15 protein-coding genes are annotated in these 16,793 nt (G+C 42.2%); 13 read left to right on the top strand and 2 right to left on the bottom strand.

Annotated features, from left to right (window positions below; genetic code table 11):
• Positions 1 to 13: 13 nt before the first annotated feature.
• The 4 genes from FE005_RS00675 (at position 14) to allD (ending at position 4,552) form a co-directional block, all read left to right on the top strand.
• Positions 14 to 1,264: an MFS transporter gene (locus tag FE005_RS00675; protein ID WP_060814492.1), complete on the top strand. Its 1,251-nt coding sequence runs from the start codon at positions 14 to 16 to the stop codon at positions 1,262 to 1,264.
• Complete coding sequence (arcC, locus tag FE005_RS00670; protein ID WP_138371124.1) at positions 1,261 to 2,193, top strand: carbamate kinase; 933 nt, start codon at positions 1,261 to 1,263, stop codon at positions 2,191 to 2,193. Before FE005_RS00675 ends, arcC begins: the two co-directional genes overlap by 4 nt.
• 13 nt (positions 2,194 to 2,206) lie before the next feature.
• Complete coding sequence (locus FE005_RS00665; protein WP_113849376.1) at positions 2,207 to 3,424, top strand: dicarboxylate/amino acid:cation symporter; 1,218 nt, start codon at positions 2,207 to 2,209, stop codon at positions 3,422 to 3,424.
• A 66-nt stretch (positions 3,425 to 3,490) separates the two neighbouring features.
• Positions 3,491 to 4,552: an ureidoglycolate dehydrogenase gene (gene allD / locus FE005_RS00660; protein WP_081131575.1), complete on the top strand. Its 1,062-nt coding sequence runs from the start codon at positions 3,491 to 3,493 to the stop codon at positions 4,550 to 4,552.
• A gap of 105 nt (positions 4,553 to 4,657) precedes the next feature.
• On the opposite strand, the gene FE005_RS00655 is transcribed toward allD, so the two are convergent.
• Positions 4,658 to 5,440 (bottom strand): formate/nitrite transporter family protein, encoded by a 783-nt coding sequence (locus FE005_RS00655; RefSeq protein ID WP_138371123.1) that lies wholly within the window; start codon positions 5,438 to 5,440, stop codon positions 4,658 to 4,660.
• Positions 5,441 to 5,656: 216 nt separating this feature from the next.
• Positions 5,657 to 7,681, bottom strand: coding sequence for a urocanate hydratase (locus FE005_RS00650; protein WP_003125719.1), 2,025 nt, complete (start codon positions 7,679 to 7,681; stop codon positions 5,657 to 5,659).
• A 217-nt stretch (positions 7,682 to 7,898) separates the two neighbouring features.
• Here FE005_RS00650 and hutI point away from each other — a divergent pair, with 217 nt between their 5' ends.
• The 9 genes from hutI (at position 7,899) to FE005_RS00595 (ending at position 16,287) form a co-directional block, all read left to right on the top strand.
• A complete protein-coding gene (gene hutI, locus FE005_RS00645; protein WP_113849379.1) occupies positions 7,899 to 9,164 on the top strand; it encodes an imidazolonepropionase in 1,266 nt (421 codons plus the stop codon).
• Between the two features lie 168 nt (positions 9,165 to 9,332).
• Positions 9,333 to 10,169 carry a BTAD domain-containing putative transcriptional regulator gene (locus tag FE005_RS00640; RefSeq protein WP_217496822.1) on the top strand — a complete coding sequence of 279 codons (837 nt, stop codon included), beginning with the start codon at positions 9,333 to 9,335 and terminating at the stop codon, positions 10,167 to 10,169.
• Positions 10,150 to 10,524: a TnpV protein gene (locus FE005_RS00635; RefSeq protein WP_001140406.1), complete on the top strand. Its 375-nt coding sequence runs from the start codon at positions 10,150 to 10,152 to the stop codon at positions 10,522 to 10,524. The genes FE005_RS00640 and FE005_RS00635 overlap by 20 nt, the downstream gene beginning before the upstream one ends.
• Positions 10,525 to 10,890: 366 nt before the next feature.
• Positions 10,891 to 12,810, top strand: coding sequence for a tetracycline resistance ribosomal protection protein Tet(O) (gene tet(O) / locus FE005_RS00630; protein WP_000691759.1), 1,920 nt, complete (start codon positions 10,891 to 10,893; stop codon positions 12,808 to 12,810).
• Between the two features lie 51 nt (positions 12,811 to 12,861).
• A complete protein-coding gene (locus tag FE005_RS00625; protein WP_011528024.1) occupies positions 12,862 to 13,035 on the top strand; it encodes a cysteine-rich KTR domain-containing protein in 174 nt (57 codons plus the stop codon).
• A gap of 489 nt (positions 13,036 to 13,524) precedes the next feature.
• Complete coding sequence (locus FE005_RS00610) at positions 13,525 to 14,034, top strand: sigma-70 family RNA polymerase sigma factor (protein WP_000872511.1); 510 nt, start codon at positions 13,525 to 13,527, stop codon at positions 14,032 to 14,034.
• A gap of 94 nt (positions 14,035 to 14,128) precedes the next feature.
• The gene (locus FE005_RS00605) at positions 14,129 to 14,554 is read left to right on the top strand and encodes a sigma-70 family RNA polymerase sigma factor (RefSeq protein ID WP_000323896.1); all 426 of its coding nucleotides are present in this window, start codon (positions 14,129 to 14,131) and stop codon (positions 14,552 to 14,554) included.
• An 83-nt stretch (positions 14,555 to 14,637) separates the two neighbouring features.
• Positions 14,638 to 15,111, top strand: a complete 474-nt coding sequence (locus tag FE005_RS00600) for a sigma factor-like helix-turn-helix DNA-binding protein (protein WP_000323521.1) — start codon at positions 14,638 to 14,640, stop codon at positions 15,109 to 15,111.
• Positions 15,112 to 15,264: 153 nt separating this feature from the next.
• On the top strand, positions 15,265 to 16,287 hold the full coding sequence (locus tag FE005_RS00595; protein WP_138371122.1) for an AAA family ATPase: 1,023 nt from the start codon (positions 15,265 to 15,267) through the stop codon (positions 16,285 to 16,287).
• Positions 16,288 to 16,793 lie beyond the last annotated feature (506 nt).

The following is a 16,793-nucleotide window of genomic DNA, read 5'->3' as shown; positions in this document are numbered from 1 at the left end:
AAGAGGAGAAATCATGGAATCTATCAACCAGCGACCAGCTGAAAAAGTAAGTAACAATTATTGGAAAAAAGTTGTTGCCATTTTCTTTGTGGGTTGGATCTTAATGTATGCCACAAGGACGATCTTTAATCCAATCATGGGTGTGATCGGAGAACAATTCAATTTAAGCAATACGCAACTAGGTCTAGCAAATAGTATCTTCTTCTTGACCTATGCCATCGCCCAAATTCCTTTTGGGATCGTTGGGGACAAAATCGGTCGAAAGCTAGTCATTGCCATTGGGTTTGTACTGCTGGCCGTGACCACGTATTTCAGTGGATTAGCTACGAGTTTTGTCTTGTTTTTAGTCATTCGCGCACTTGCCGGTATCGGTCAAGGTGCGTATTATGGGCCTCAATACGCGTTATCAACAGAAGCGATTCCAGATAACAAACGAACCGTTGGGAATGCGATTATCAACAGCGGAATGGCTTTTGGGACTTCTGGCGGGTATCTATTGTCAAGTAAACTTGTTTTGGATAATGGCGATCATTGGAGCAAACCATTCTTTATCATGGCGATCCCAACATTGATTCTCGGTATCTTGTTTTACACGGTATTGAAAGAGAAAGTCATCCGTCCTGAAGATGAAGAAAAAGTGGTTAAAGAAGAAGGACCAAAAGAAAAAATCTCTCTTAAACAAATTTTTTCTAATCGTAATTTAGTGGCTGCCTTTATCTTATGTTTTACTAGCATTTATGCAAATTTTGTTATCATTACATGGTTACCACAATTTTTGATCGCAGAACGTGGATTTGAAGGAGCAAGTGTTGGATTTATTGCTTCTCTCGTCCCATGGGCTTCGATTCCTGGTGCCTTGATTTTTGCTCGGTTGAACGACAAAACAGGAGCAACGAAAAAACTGGTGTATTTCTTGGTACCCCTTGCGACACTTTCAGTTTTTGCGATTGCCTTTGTTACAGACCGCACGATATTGATCGCCGTGTTGATTTTGTATGGATTGACGGGCAAGCTTGCTCTTGATCCAATCGTGGTGACATTTGTAACGAAAAATGCACCAGCCGGAGCGTTAGGCACGACGCTTAGTGCCTACAACTTCATCGGAATGTCTGGTTCGATCCTCGCGCCATATGTCACAGGATTTTTAGCAGATTCATTAGGATCAATGCAAGTCGGTTTTTACTTATCGTGTGTGTTGCTGCTGATCGGATTAGGAATATTTGCCGTATTAGCGAAGGAAAATGAGAAGGAGACAGTAAAATGAGTTTAAATGTGATCGCACTAGGCGGAAATGCCATTTTGGATAAAGACCCTAGTGATAGTGGACAAAAAGCGGTAGTTGCTCAAGCAGCCAAATATATTGCTGATTTTGTTGAAAAAGGCGAACAAGTGATTTTGTGTCATGGAAATGGCCCACAAGTCGGTAATTTGCTGCTTCAGCAAAGAGCTGCTGAAAGCGAAAAAAATCCACAGCTGAAATTGGATACCTGTGTTGCGATGACGCAAGGAAGTATCGGCTATTGGTTGCAACATGCACTAACCAATGAATTTGCCCAACGGGGTGTGCCGCAATCCGTGATTTCTTTAATCACACAAGTCAGAGTGGATAAAAACGATCCTTCTTTCCAGAAACCATCGAAACCGATTGGTCCTTTTTATGATAAAGAAGAAGCGGAAGCAGCGATGGCTAAAACCGGGGGTGTCTATCAAGAAGATGCCGGACGGGGCTACCGAAAAGTGGTTCCTTCTCCGATGCCACAAGAAATCGTCGAAAAAGACGTGATCAAGACCCTAGTCGATGCCGGGGTAATCACGATTTGTGCTGGAGGTGGTGGGGTACCTGTTTATCAAGAAAATCAGCACTATGTTGGCGTGGAAGCAGTCAATGACAAAGATTTTGCAGCCAAGGTTTTGGCAGACAATGTCCAAGCAGATCGTCTGATTATTTTAACGGGTGTTGATAATATCTACATTAACTACAATCAACCAGACCAACAAGCTCTCAAAGAAATCACTGTCGAGCAAGCAGAACAGTATATTGAAGAAGGACACTTTGCTGCTGGCAGTATGTTACCGAAGATCCAGGCAGCCATCGGCTTTGTAAACGAGGATGCGTCAAGGACAGCAATCATTACCTCAATTGAAAATTTAGCTGTACTTGATCAACAGGTAGGGACTATACTCCGCAAATAAAGAGGGGATCAAGGTGAAAATAAAAAAAATACCAATGGTCACACAAATCGTTATTGCTGTTTTGTTGGGGATCGTTTTTGGATTGCTGTTTTCACAAGCGGGCGTTCACTTAAAAATCGTTGGCGATATTTTTCTACGGCTCATGCAAATGGCAATACCGGTATTGATCTTAGGACAAATCATTCAGGCTGTTGGGGGCATTGCCCCCAAAGAATTGACACGGTTAGGTGGGAAAACAATCGCGGTCTTCGGGATTTCCTCCTTACTTGCTGCGGCTTGGGGTGTCGCAATGGCAGTTTTCTTTACCCCTGGTAAAGGGATCGATTTTTCACAAACTGCTGCTGACACTGTCCAAGCGCAAGAAATCTCACCATCGGAGACGCTGATCAATTTTATTCCTACCAATATTTTCGATGCCTTGTCAAAAGGATCGATTATTCAGATCATCGTTTTTGCCCTGTTTTTTGGGATTGCTTTAAATCGTTTTTTGCAAAAGAATCCGCAGTCGCAATTATTAACAATCATTGTTGACTTGAATGAAGTCGTGCTGACGATCATCCGCTATGTCATGATTTTAGCGCCCATCGGGATCTTTGCGCTGATTGCTTCAACGATCAGTTCTTTGGGGTTACAGATCATTTTACCTCTAGGAAAGTATCTTCTAATCTATGGGTTAGCCACACTGACGTTTCTTGCCATATGGATTGTTGCTTTGATGATCTATTGCCGCGTGAATCCATGGCGCTTGATCCAAAATATGAAAAATATGACCATTATGGCATTAGCGACTACCTCGTCTGCCATCACATTACCGGTCGCTATGGAAGAAGCCCAACATAAGCTGGGATTAAGCAGCCGTATCACAAATCTAGTCTTACCACTAGGAATGTCTTTAAATAGTAATGGTTCTGCGATGCATATGGCGATCACAGTGATGACGATTGCCCAGATGTATCAAATGCCTTTTGATTTGATCCAAATGATTACAGTGGCTGTCACTGCAACATTCGTGTCCTTGGCGAATGCAGTTGTTCCGGGAGCTGGCCTCGTTTCACTGGCGATTGTCGTCCCTCAATTAGGACTCCCAATCGAGAGTATCGCGATTTTTGCTGGTGTAGAATGGTTTGTCGGTATGCTGCGAACGATTTTGAATGTCAATTCAGACGTTTATTCTGCGATGATCATTGCGAAATCTGCGGATGAATTGGACTATCAGATATTTAATCAATAAGAGAAAGGAGAAGTCGCTGTTGTCACTATCAGGTACTTCTCCTTTATTGTTAAAGGAGGATTCACGATGGAAGAACTAGTCACTCTTTCTATTACTCAATTGGAAGAATTGATGAAGAAAAAACTGATCGCTGCTGGGTTGCCGCAAGAAGCTGCCAGCGAAACGGCGAAACATTTAGCTATTGCAGATGCAACAGGTGTCCATTCCCACGGTGCTGTACGCATGGACTATTATGCCGAACGGATCGCTAAAGGCGGAATCACATTGGCGCCTAAATTATCTTTTGAGAAAACCGGCCCTGCTACAGGGATTTTTCATGGCGACAATGGCATGGGACAATACGTCTGTAATGAAGCGATGAAGATTGCGATCCATCTTGCCAAAGAAGCTGGAATTGCCTATGTCGGTGTCGAACAAACCAGTCATAGTGGTACCATGGCTTATTATGTCAAAAAAGCGGCAGAAGAAGAGTTGATCGCATTAGCGATGTGTCAATCAGATCCAATGGCAGTTCCCTTTGGCGGTACCCGCAATTACTTTGGCACGAACCCAATTGCATTTGCTGCGCCACGAGCGGGACATGAACCCATTGTTTTTGATATGGCTACCACCGTTCAAGCGTGGGGCAAAATACTCGATGCCCGAGCCAAAAATCAGCCGATCCCAGAAAATTGGGCAGTGGACGAGACAGGACAACCAACCACAGATCCTACGGCCGTTAAAGGATTATTACCGATCGCTGGCGCCAAGGGCTATGGCTTGATGATGATGGTGGATATTTTAGCCGGTTCACTGTTAGGACTGCCTTTCGGGAAACATGTATCTTCTATGTATGCCGATCTCACTGAAAAAAGACGCCTAGGACAAATGTTTCTAGTCATTGATCCCAAACGCTTTACGGATCTTTCGGCATTTAAAGAACAGATGGATCAAATGGTAAATGAATTACATGAAATTCCGCCTGTAGAAGGACAATCAGAGGTCTATTATCCAGGCGAGATCAGTCAACTACAGTTTGAGAAAGCAAAGCAAGATGGTGTACAGATTCCGCGTTCCATCTACGAGTACTTGATCAGTGAGATCATCCACCAGAATAAGTATGGAGGGCAAGATGCATTTGCGAAGTAGGTGCTGAACTATTTTATAGTGGAGAATAACGAATAGGTATACGTCTTAAAAAGAAGATGAACATACGTATTGAGGATACATATGTTCATCTTCTTTTATTCTGTGCTAGTTATCTTTGGTAGTAGCATTTTTTGCTGAATAACTAAGATAATAAAATCCAGATACGAGAACTGCACCACCTACTATATTTCCTAGATAGACAGGGATAAAATTTAAAATAAACGCTTTCCAAGTAGCTTCTCCTTCAAAGATTGCTGCGGGAATAACAAAGCAGTTAGCGACACTATGCTGGAATCCAATTGCCACGAAAATCATGACTGGAAACCAGATAGATAGAATCTTTCCTGCCGCATCTTTTGCACCGTAGCATAACCACAATGCGAGTCCAACAAACCAGTTACAGCCAATACCGGAAATGAAGGCTTGTGAAAAAGAAGTGTTTAGCTTGTGCTGCGCTATTTTTATGACCTGTTCTCTAAAGACATCAGTATGCGTCAGTCCAACAAAGTAACCAAAAAAATAGGCAACAAAAATTGCTCCAATCATGTTTGTAATTGTAATCAATACCCAGTTGCCTACAAGCTTCTGATAAGAAATCCGGTGATCGTAAAAGGCAATTGTTACAGCCATCATGTTTCCAGTGATTAATTCCCCGCCAGCTAGTAAAATGACGATTAATCCAATAGGAAAAATTGCTGATCCTAACAATGTCCCTAATCCGGAAAAGTTTGATGGTATGGGGGCGGATACTCGGATATAAGCTAAATATCCCAAAGAAATCATAGCACCGCCAATAAAGCCTAACAAACATTTTGCTATTAGTGTTTTTTTTGTTTTGTTTGCCCCGTTTTTGATTGCTATTTCAACAATTTCTTCTGGTGCGTACATGGTTCGCTTCCTTTCAGTAGATCACTTAAAAAAGGAAGTGTGACAGAAGTATAAACTAGCCAAAAGGTATCCGTTCTCTATAATGATGAACTGTCTTTCTCTTAAGATTGTGCTGAAGACCGACTTCACCGTAAATAGTATCATGCAGTTCAGATGTTTAGTTTATTAAAAAGTACTTATATCACAGTTCCTGGGAAAAAATAATCCGTGTTTGATTTAATCAAAAAGCGCATTGATTGCGGCATCGATGCTGCTTTGTTCTGCAAGATAAGGGATAGTGATATGATCAGTCCCTTGATTCATTTTGTTATATTCAATGGACGTTTCAATTGCGTGATCATTCCGAGCCCAGCTTCTACGTGCCACTCCGCCCATCGTATCCCAGGCAATCGCTGACTTGATGATCTCGTCCACTTGTTCTGAACCATCTAGTACAAGTCCAAAACCGCCATTGATTGATTTGCCAATTCCGACACCACCACCGTTATGCAGTGCAATCAAAGACATCCCCCTAGCAGCATTTCCGGCGTAGCATTGTGTAGCCATATCGGCACAAACATTACTTCCATCTTTAATATTTGATGTTTCACGAAATGGAGAATCTGTTCCAGAAACATCATGGTGATCACGTCCTAGCATAACAGGACCAATTTTACCTTCTCGAACCAATTCATTAAATTTAAGTGCAATATTCACTCGCCCCATACAGTCTTGGTATAAGATTCGAGCTTGTGTACCAACGACTAATTGATTTTTTTCTGCATCACGAATCCAGTTGTAATTGTCTCGGTCTTGATAACGGCGAGTCGGATCAATCACTTCCATTGCAGCATGATCTGTTGCGACCAAGTCTTCGTGTTTACCGCTTAAGCACACCCAACGAAATGGACCGTAGCCATAATCGAAAAGCATTGGTCCCATGATATCTTCAACATAAGATGGCCAAATGAAGCCATCCTTATCATCAATCCCATTTTTTGAGATTTCTTTAATGCCAGAATCATAGATTGCTTTCATGAAAGAGTTACCATAGTCAAAGAAATAGGTGCCTTTTGCAACAAGCGACTTGATTACATGGTAATGGCGTTTCAATGTTTCATCCACTAGCTGATGGAATTTTTCACTATTTGTGGCTAATAGTTTTGTTCTTTCTTCAAACGTAATGCCAGCAGGGCAGTATCCTCCATTGTACACATTATGACAAGAGGTTTGATCAGATAGTAAATCAACTGGTACATCATTTTGGTCAATGTATTCCAATAAATCGACAATATTGCCGTGATAGGCAATTGAAGTCTTTTCATTTTTATTTAGATAGCTTGTAGCAATGTTTATTGCTTCTTCTGGAGTTTCCGCAAGATTAGAAATCCATCCTTGTTCTAATCTTGTATCGATTCGTGACTTATCCACTTCAGCAATAATTGCCACTGCATTGGCGATTTCTCCAGCCTTACCCTGAGCGCCAGACATCCCACCAAGTCCAGAGGAAACAAACAGTTTTCCAGCTAAATCGCCATCATCTTTAATTCCAAGTTTCAAACGACCAGCATTCAAAAGGGTATTAAACGTGCCATGAACGATTCCTTGAGGACCAATGTACATCCAGCCGCCAGCGGTCATTTGTCCATAATTGGTTACTCCCATTTCTTCGGCAATTTCCCAGTCATCAATATTATCGTATTCCCCAACTAATAATCCATTCGTGATAATCACACGGGGAGCGTCTTTTTTTGATTTGAAAAGGCCCAAAGGGTGACCTGATTCAATCACCAATGTTTGTTCCTCTGTCATGATTTCGAGATATTTTTTAATCAAGTGATACTGCATCCAGTTGGAACAAACCTGACCAGTTTCTCCATAAGTTACAAGTTCGTAGGGATAAAGCGCCACAGCAAAATCAAGGTTATTATCAATCATTACCTGCATTGCTTTTGCGGCAGTACATTTACCTTTATATGCATCAATTGGTTTGCCATAGATTCTTTCCTTAGGATACCACCGATAACCGTAAATACGCCCACGTGTCTTTAACTCTTCTATAAATTCTGGAATCACGATTTCATGATATTTTGGATGAATGTAACGCAATGCATTTTTTAATGCGAGTTCTGTCTGGTCTTTTGTTAAACGGAATCCGCGATCAGGTGCGCGGCGAATGCCTTCTTGAAAAATAGTTTTTTCAGGTAAAAAGTCATCTAACTTAACTGTCATCGCTTGTTCGATGTCTTGTAATTGAATCATTAATATTTCCTCCTCAAGTGTATAATAATGGTGAATGAATAAAATATTCTTAATCGGCTTACGATTCTCAGTATATGTAAGCGGTGTCAACGAAACGTCTATCCGCACAAATAATTTTATTCCAATTTTATGAATGGTTGAGATGCGTCGTTTGACTTCTGTTAGACTATGATTTTTTATACTCAGAATATGAATAATTTGTAGAGGAGTAAGAATAATGAAAGCAGAAAAAATTTTAAACAATTTTAGTCAAATTTTTTGTCCGATTGATCAGGGTGCACCATTGAGAGGAAAGCAGATGAGTGAAGCGATAATCATCAACGGAGGCTATATCGCTATCAAGGATGGAAAGATTTTGCACGTAGGGGAAGGACAGCCAAACAATGATTTGGTTGATAAACATACGGAAATTATTGATTACACAGGGAAACTAGCGACACCTGGATTAATTGATTGTCACACACACCTCGTATATGGTGGTAGCCGAGAGCATGAGTTTGCCAAGAAATTAAATGGTGTGCCTTACTTAGAGATTTTAGCTGATGGTGGTGGGATTTTAAGTACAATGAATGCGACTAGACAAGCTTCATTTGACACGCTGTATAATAAATCCGCAGATCTGCTGGATAAAATGCTGATGCATGGTGTGACAACAGTAGAGGCTAAAAGCGGCTATGGATTGAATTGGGAAACAGAAAAAAAACAATTGGAAGTTGCAAAAAAATTGAATAACGAGCATGCAATCGATATTGTTTCTACTTTTATGGGAGCTCATGCGATTCCAGCAGAGTATCAGGGACGTTCTAATGAGTTTATTGATTTAATCATTGATGAAATGCTCCCAAAAGTAAAAGCAGAAAAACTAGCAGAATTTTGTGATGTGTTTTGTGAAGAAGGGGTTTTCTCTGCCGAAGAATCTTATCGATTGTTAAAAGCCGCAAAAGAAATGGGATTTAAATTACGTATACACGCGGATGAAATTGCATCGATTGGGGGAGTAGATATTGCTGCACAGTTAGGTGCAGTTAGTGCTGAACACTTAATGATGATAACTGACGAAGGAATCAGAAAGTTGAGCGAAGCCAAAGTTATCGGGAATTTGCTGCCTGGAACCACCTTTAGCTTAATGGAAAACACGTATGCACCAGCAAGAAAAATGATCGACAAGGGTATGGCAATTACATTAACGACAGATAGTAACCCTGGAAGTTGTCCAACAGCAAATTTACAGTTTATTATGCAGTTAGGTTGCTTCATGCAAAAGCTTACTCCAATTCAAGTCTTTAATGCGGTTACGATTAATGCTGCGTATTCTATTTGTCGATCAAAGAGCGTAGGAAGCCTAGACAAAGGAAAATCGGCAGATATTACTATTTTTGATGCACCGAATATCGATTTTCCATTGTATTTTTTTGCAACTAATTTGGTTACACATGTATATAAGGCTGGAGATCTTGTCGTCTCGCAACGTCAGCATAGTTAGAAATCTTTTTGCAGAGAACTCTCCAATTCTAGTGATAGAGTTAGAGAGTTTTTCTTATAAAAGGTTTAGAAGGTTTAGAAGGTTATAATGGACAGTGTTGTAAGCGGTATCTTTATTAGGTTGGTTGTTTTAAAATAAAGATTAGTAAAACTGAAAGAAGGAGCAGTGATGGAGCATACATTGTCGTTTAAATTATTAGGAACACCAACAATAAAAGTGGATGGGAACATAAAAATTTTTTCTTTTTCAAAAATCAATGCTTTGCTGTATTACATGGTGATCAACAAACAAATTAGTCGGGATGAAATAGCAGGTATTTTATGGCCTAGTAAAGATGAAAAAAGTGCCAAGAAGAATTTGCGAAATACAATTTATCAAGCAAATCGCTCGTTGGGAGGGGAATTTATTGTTTCACCGAATAAATCTATTTTGACGTTTAATTCTGATTTAATCATTGAGAGTGATACGTATCGTTTTGAAAAGGATGCTTATGCTCATCTGGAAGACTATCGGGATGAATTTTTAAAAGGATTTTATTTGAAAGATTCCGATCTGTTTGATGCATGGTTGACTAAGATGCGTAATCTCTATGAACATCAATTTATAGAATGCTGCTATCAAAAGGTTGCAGAAGACATTTCATTTCATGCCGTAGCCGATGTAGAAAAAAATATCAGAAAATTAATTGCAATTGATGAATTTGATGAGCGCAATTATCAATTATTGATGCAATTTTATATTGAAAATCATCGCAATGGGAAAGCAATTGAAACCTATTATGAATTGGCAGAGACACTTAGAGATGAATTAGGAATTGAACCAAGTGAAGAAACAAAACAGCTCTATCAAAGAACATTACAGATTGCCAATCAAAAACAGCGAGTAAGTCAAAAAAAACGCGCGAATCACTTTTATGGTCGATCCAATGATGTAGGACGGATTTTGCGGACATTCAAAATAAAAAAGAATGTGGAGGTAACAGACAATGGCAAAGACAATTTTTGAGGAAATGGGCGGCAAATACGAAAGGCAAGGCGATTATTTAATACCGTGCTTAACTGTACCCGCCGAAGAAGAACAGCCGATAGGCATCTGGGGACAGCGGCATTTGGATTATCTGAAGCATCACTGCAAAGTTACATACACCAATCTTCTTACAAGCGGCAGACTTAACGCTTACCTTGCCGACATTGACAGACAGGCACAGGAACGCTTTGAAAGGCTCATAGAGGGTATGAAACAGGCACAGGGCATAACGGAACAGCTAAAGGCAGAAAACGCCTTAGAATGGACAGGATGCCTCAATAACATAAGGGCTTGTGCGAGGGAGATTGTGGAAAAGGAAATTATTTTTGCATAAACAGATGATTAGTGGCAGGGGGAAATCCTGCCGCTTTTTCTGCTTTAGTTTGTCAGCTTGACAAATAAAGGGTTAAGGAATATAATTAGATTCAGTATTATACAAGGAGTTAATAAATATGCGGCAAGGTATTCTTAAATAAACTGTCAATTTGATAGTGGGAACAAAAAGTAGCAGTCCCGTTTCACTTTTAATATGGGGCTTAGTTTTTTGTACCCAGTTTAAGAATACTTTTATCATGTAATTTTATATGCCCGAAAACATATAAGTGTTTTGGGGCTATTGGAGTTATTTACCCAGTGATAGGAGTATTTATCACTGGGTATTTTTATGCCCTTTTTTGGGTGTTGATAGGAGGAAAATCACATGAAAATAATTAACTTAGGCATTCTGGCTCACGTTGACGCAGGAAAGACAACATTAACGGAGAGTTTATTGTATACCAGTGGTGCAATTGCAGAACCAGGGAGCGTAGATAAAGGCACAACAAGGACAGATACAATGAATTTGGAGCGTCAAAGGGGAATCACTATCCAGACAGCAGTGACATCTTTTCAGTGGGAGGATGTAAAAGTCAACATTATAGATACGCCAGGCCATATGGATTTTTTGGCGGAAGTATACCGTTCTTTATCCGTATTAGACGGAGCAGTATTATTAGTTTCTGCAAAGGATGGCATACAGGCACAGACCCGTATACTGTTTCATGCACTACAGACAATGAAGATTCCGACAATTTTTTTCATCAATAAAATTGACCAAGAGGGGATTGATTTGCCAATGGTATATCAAGAAATGAAAGCAAAGCTTTCTTCGGAAATTATAGTGAAGCAAAAGGTTGGGCAGCATCCCCATATAAATGTAACGGACAATGACGATATGGAACAGTGGGATGCGGTAATTATGGGAAACGATGAACTATTAGAGAAATATATGTCAGGGAAACCGTTTAAAATGTCAGAACTGGAACAGGAAGAAAACAGGAGATTCCAAAACGGAACGTTATTTCCCGTTTATCACGGAAGTGCTAAAAACAATCTGGGGATTCGGCAGCTTATAGAAGTGATTGCCAGTAAGTTTTATTCATCAACGCCTGAAGGTCAATCTGAACTATGCGGGCAGGTTTTTAAGATTGAATATTCAGAGAAAAGGCGGCGTTTTGTTTATGTGCGTATATATAGCGGAACATTGCATTTGAGGGATGTTATTAAAATATCTGAAAAAGAGAAAATAAAAATCACAGAGATGTGTGTTCCGACAAACGGTGAATTATATTCATCCGATACAGCCTGCTCTGGTGATATTGTAATTTTACCAAATGATGTTTTGCAGCTAAACAGTATTTTGGGGAACGAAATGCTGTTGCCGCAGAGAAAATTTATTGAAAATCCTCTCCCTATGCTCCAAACAACGATTGCAGTAAAGAAATCTGAACAGCGGGAAATATTGCTTGGGGCACTTACAGAAATTTCAGATGGCGACCCTCTTTTAAAATATTATGTGGATACTACAACGCATGAGATTATACTTTCTTTTTTGGGGAATGTGCAGATGGAAGTCATTTGTGCCATCCTTGAGGAAAAATACCATGTGGAGGCAGAAATAAAAGAGCCTACTGTTATATATATGGAAAGACCGCTTAGAAAAGCAGAATATACCATCCACATAGAAGTCCCGCCAAATCCTTTCTGGGCTTCTGTCGGGTTGTCCATAGAGCCGCTCCCTATTGGAAGCGGAGTGCAGTATGAAAGCAGAGTTTCACTTGGATATTTAAACCAATCGTTCCAAAATGCGGTTATGGAGGGGGTTCTTTATGGCTGCGAGCAGGGGCTGTATGGATGGAAAGTGACAGACTGTAAAATCTGTTTTGAATATGGATTGTATTATAGTCCTGTAAGTACCCCCGCAGACTTTCGGCTGCTTTCCCCTATCGTATTGGAGCAGGCTTTAAAAAAAGCAGGGACAGAACTATTAGAGCCATATCTCCACTTTGAAATTTATGCACCGCAGGAATATCTCTCACGGGCGTATCATGATGCCCCAAGGTATTGTGCAGATATTGTAAGTACTCAGGTAAAGAATGACGAGGTCATTCTGAAAGGAGAAATCCCTGCCAGATGTATTCAAGAATACAGGAACGATTTAACTTATTTCACAAATGGGCAGGGAGTCTGCTTGACAGAGTTAAAAGGATACCAGCCAGCTATTGGTAAATTTATTTGCCAACCCCGCCGCCCGAATAGCCGTATAGATAAGGTTCGGCATATGTTCCACAAGTTAGCTTAACAGCTTGCAAAAGTCATATAAAATGAGATTTGAAAGGATTAGAGACTAATTATGATGAAATGCGAATGGATATTGTGTCCTGTTTGTGGGAGCAAAACCCGTAATAAAATTAGGAAGGACACTGTTTTGGAGAATTATCCCCTTTATTGTCCAAAATGCAGACAAGAAAGCTTGATTAAAGTTGACAACTTGAAGATAACTGTCATCAAAGAGCCAGACGCTTAAGACGCAGAGCCGATGAAATTGTGGAACAATTCACGAATCATCGGCTCTTTTTGTTTCGTATTTGAAAGAACAAACTCACCAAATAAAAAAAACGATATTCGGGTGGGTTATTTTGTTATACCCTAAATTACCCTCTGAATTTGTTTTTAAATTTGGAGGGATTTTTTTATGTTCTTTTTTCGGGCGGTTATTCATCTGCTCATACGAAGTAAAATTTATCAATACATAGCATATCAGAGAATGGCAGGAAACCAGTTAAAAAAATTTCTGCCAGTGCAGCGGTACTTCTCACCTTGAAAGTGGAAGTACAATCTCCATACAACAGAATTTGTATTTCCCATAACCGTGAAGGTCACAGAGCCTTTGCGGTTTTTCTTTTGTCGTTTTTTGTTGGAAAGTGCCGCAGGGCTGTTTCTGGTGTGCGTTGCCGCTCCCCGCCTCTCCATCTGGATTTTTACATTTCAAAAATTCAGATTGGAGGTATTAGCGGTGAAATACGCACCAAGAAAAGTATATATCAAAGAAAGCGGCGGCTATGTGGAACTGTCCTATACGGATTTCTGCCGCCGCAGGCAAGCCGACAAGGGATATATGGACAAGCTGTTTATCCCCGTCCAAGGTTGTCTGCTTGAAGTCGTAAGGGAGCAATATGCGGACTTCTACCGTGACAGGGAGCGGTGGCGTTACCTGCAAAAATTAGATGCGAGGAACAGCCTGCTATCTCTGGACGGATTTACGGACAGCGAGGGGAATCCTCTGGACTTTATCGCTGATGAAGCGGCGGACATTGCGGAAACCGTTGTCAATGCTGTTATGGTGGACAGGCTGAAAGCCGCCCTGCCTTTGTTGTCGGATAGTGAGCAGGAGTTGATACAGGCAATCTTTTTTGACGGACTTTCCGAGCGTGAAGTCGGGGCGAGGTTAGGCATAACCCAGAGCGTTGTGAACAAACGCAAAGCCAGAATCCTAAGAAAACTAAGAAAGATAATAGAAAATTAAAATTTAAGGCGTTCAGCCCCCTTGTTTTTTCCTTTGGGAAAATGAGGGGGCTTTTCTCTGCCCTCTCAATCAATTCTGATTGGAGGAAGAAAGAATGGCATACAACCACGGACGGGAGGACAGGAAATGGCGTATCTGGAAAGAAGCGGAGGAAAAGCTGCTGCGTGAGTGCGGCGTTGATGAAGTGACCATTGAGCAGATACGCATAGCGGACAGGGCAGACTTCAATTCCAACAGGCGGTTTTACCGATGGACGAATGACGTTGCGGAATACCTTGAGGACATGGCAGACAGGGAGCGGCAAGCGGAGGTGAATACAGTTGCGGAGTTACTGGACGAGATTGAGAGCGAAAATCTCTATCAAGTATTAGTCACGGTGGACGGGCGTACCTTGAAAATCGTCCTGCTGAAAATGCAGGGGTATTCCACAAAGGAGATTGCCCCACTTGTGCATTTGACGACTGGTGCCATCTATGCGAGGTTAGACCATCTGCGGAAGAAGCTTCGGAAAATTTTGTAAGCGTCTAATACATCCCATTATTCTGCGGGCTACTGGGTGGGGAGTGGAATCTCCCCGCTTATTTTTGGCAGGAGGAAAACGGGATGGCATATAAAGCTAAGGCGTACACGCTTCGGGAGGAATCCACGGAAAGCGGTATAAGGTATTTTATCAGTTTTAAGGACGGGCAGGGGGAACACCACGAACTGGAAGTATCCGAGCAGTTATTCTTTGAATTTCGGCAGATGGAACGCAGGAACAGGAATCTTCTCCAATGGGACGAGCGGCACAGGGAGTTTTCGGAAGTATGGGACGAAACGCTGAACAGGCGGGCGTTAAAGCTGCCTAAGAGCATTGAGGAACAAATGATTGAAGCAGAACGGGCGGAACTGCTCTGTAAGGCGGTTGACAGACTGCCAGAGATACAAAGGCGACGTTTCCTGCTCTACTACGAGTATGAGTTCAATTTTTACCAAATCGCCGCTATGGAGCATTGCACCGCTTCTGCAATACAGAAATCCGTTGCTGTTGCAAAGAAGAAAGTAAAAGCGGAAATGAGGAAATATCTCCAACCATGACCGACACCGCCCGAAAAAGAAATCTGTTTTTTATTTGTGTGGGATTGGCGGTATTACATACTCTCACTTTTTTCGTGGGAGTAAATCTATTTTTAAGGAGGTCAACGCCTATGTGCAACAAAAACAAGATAACTGCCCGAAAGGAGGAAACCCATGCAGAAGTTACAGACAGTCAACGCCGAAACGCTCCTTTATGAGCCGCTTGAGAAGCCGTCCTTTGTGGTGGACAGCCTTATCCCCACAGGCTTGTCGCTGTTCTGCGGCTCACAGAAGATAGGCAAGAGCTGGCTCATGCTGAAGCTGTGCTTATGCGTGTCGCAGGGAATCCCCTTATGGGACATGACGACAATGGAGGGCGATGTGCTTTACCTCTGCCTTGAGGACACGTTCTGCCGCATACAGGACAGGCTGTTCCGTTTGACGGACGAAGCGAGCGGGCGGCTTCATTTTGCCGTGGCAAGCTGCAAGCTGTCAGACGGTCTTATCGTGCAGCTTGAGGATTATCTGAAAGACTATCCAGACAGCAGGCTCATTGTCATTGATACCTTGCAGAAAGTCCGTACAGCTTCAAAAGACAACGCCTATGCAAGCGACTATGGGGACATCTCCCTAATCAAAGATTTTGCCGACAGGCACTCTCTGGCGGTCATTGTCGTACACCACATCCGAAAGCAGAATGACAGCGATGTGTTCAACAAGGTGTCTGGGACGACAGGCTTAACGGGGAGTGCGGACGCTACCTTTGTTCTGGAAAAGGAGAAACGGGCATCTGACACCGCCAAGCTGTATGTAACGGGCAGGGACACGCCCTATCAGGAATACACGCTCCGTTTCCGTGATTGCAGTTGGGAACTTGTGGAGAGGAAAACGCAGGAGCAGCTTGCGAAAGAAACGATACCAGATGTCCTTTTTCGGTTGGTGGATTTTATGAGGGATAAGGAAGAATGGGCAGGCACGGCAACGGAGCTGTTAGCCGCTATGGGGGAAACGGAAACCATACCCACGGTGATTACGAAATGGCTGAATGAATATCACACCACATTTTTAAGCGAGAACCGTATCTGCTACCAGTACAGCCGCAGGAAAGACGGCAGGCAGATTGCCCTTGCAAGGAGGGCGGGTGACAGCGGTGACAGCGATATTGGGATACCCCCTGTTACTGTCATTGACGCTTAAAGCCATGTAAAGTTGGCGGCTCTGCCCTGCGGGTGACAGCGGTGACGGCAGTGACAGTGATTTTAGGATACCCTGCCGCTGTCATCCCTACGGGAGAACACCCCGCAAACGCAAAATGCAGGCGTGGGATTCACCCGCCCTTTTCGGGCGTGTAAAATCACCCCTGCGGTCAGAAAAATCTCTCCGATTTTTCCGACTGCGTTTACAGGGTGTAACACACTACACTTTGCCCTGCAAAGAGCCGTGTGCCAGACGTTCCCTCTGGACTCCCTTATGGCAGGTCTTACGCCCTGCTATCCTACGCCTTGCGGCTTCGGATAAAAGAACGGCGGCATGACGGTTACAGCTCTTGCGAGGGAGTATCCCAAAAACACCGTCACCATCGTCATGACCGTCATGCAGGGGATAAGGGTGACAGTTACGGCAATCGGCAGGGGGCATCCCAAAACTGCCGTCACCACCGTCACCGCTGTCACCCAAAGGGCAGTTACCCGCCGAAGAAAGGA

This window comes from Enterococcus sp. M190262 (assembly GCF_005843965.1).
Taxonomy (GTDB): Bacteria; Bacillota; Bacilli; order Lactobacillales; family Enterococcaceae; genus Enterococcus_D; species Enterococcus_D gallinarum.
This window is presented reverse-complemented; position numbering and strand designations above follow the sequence as displayed.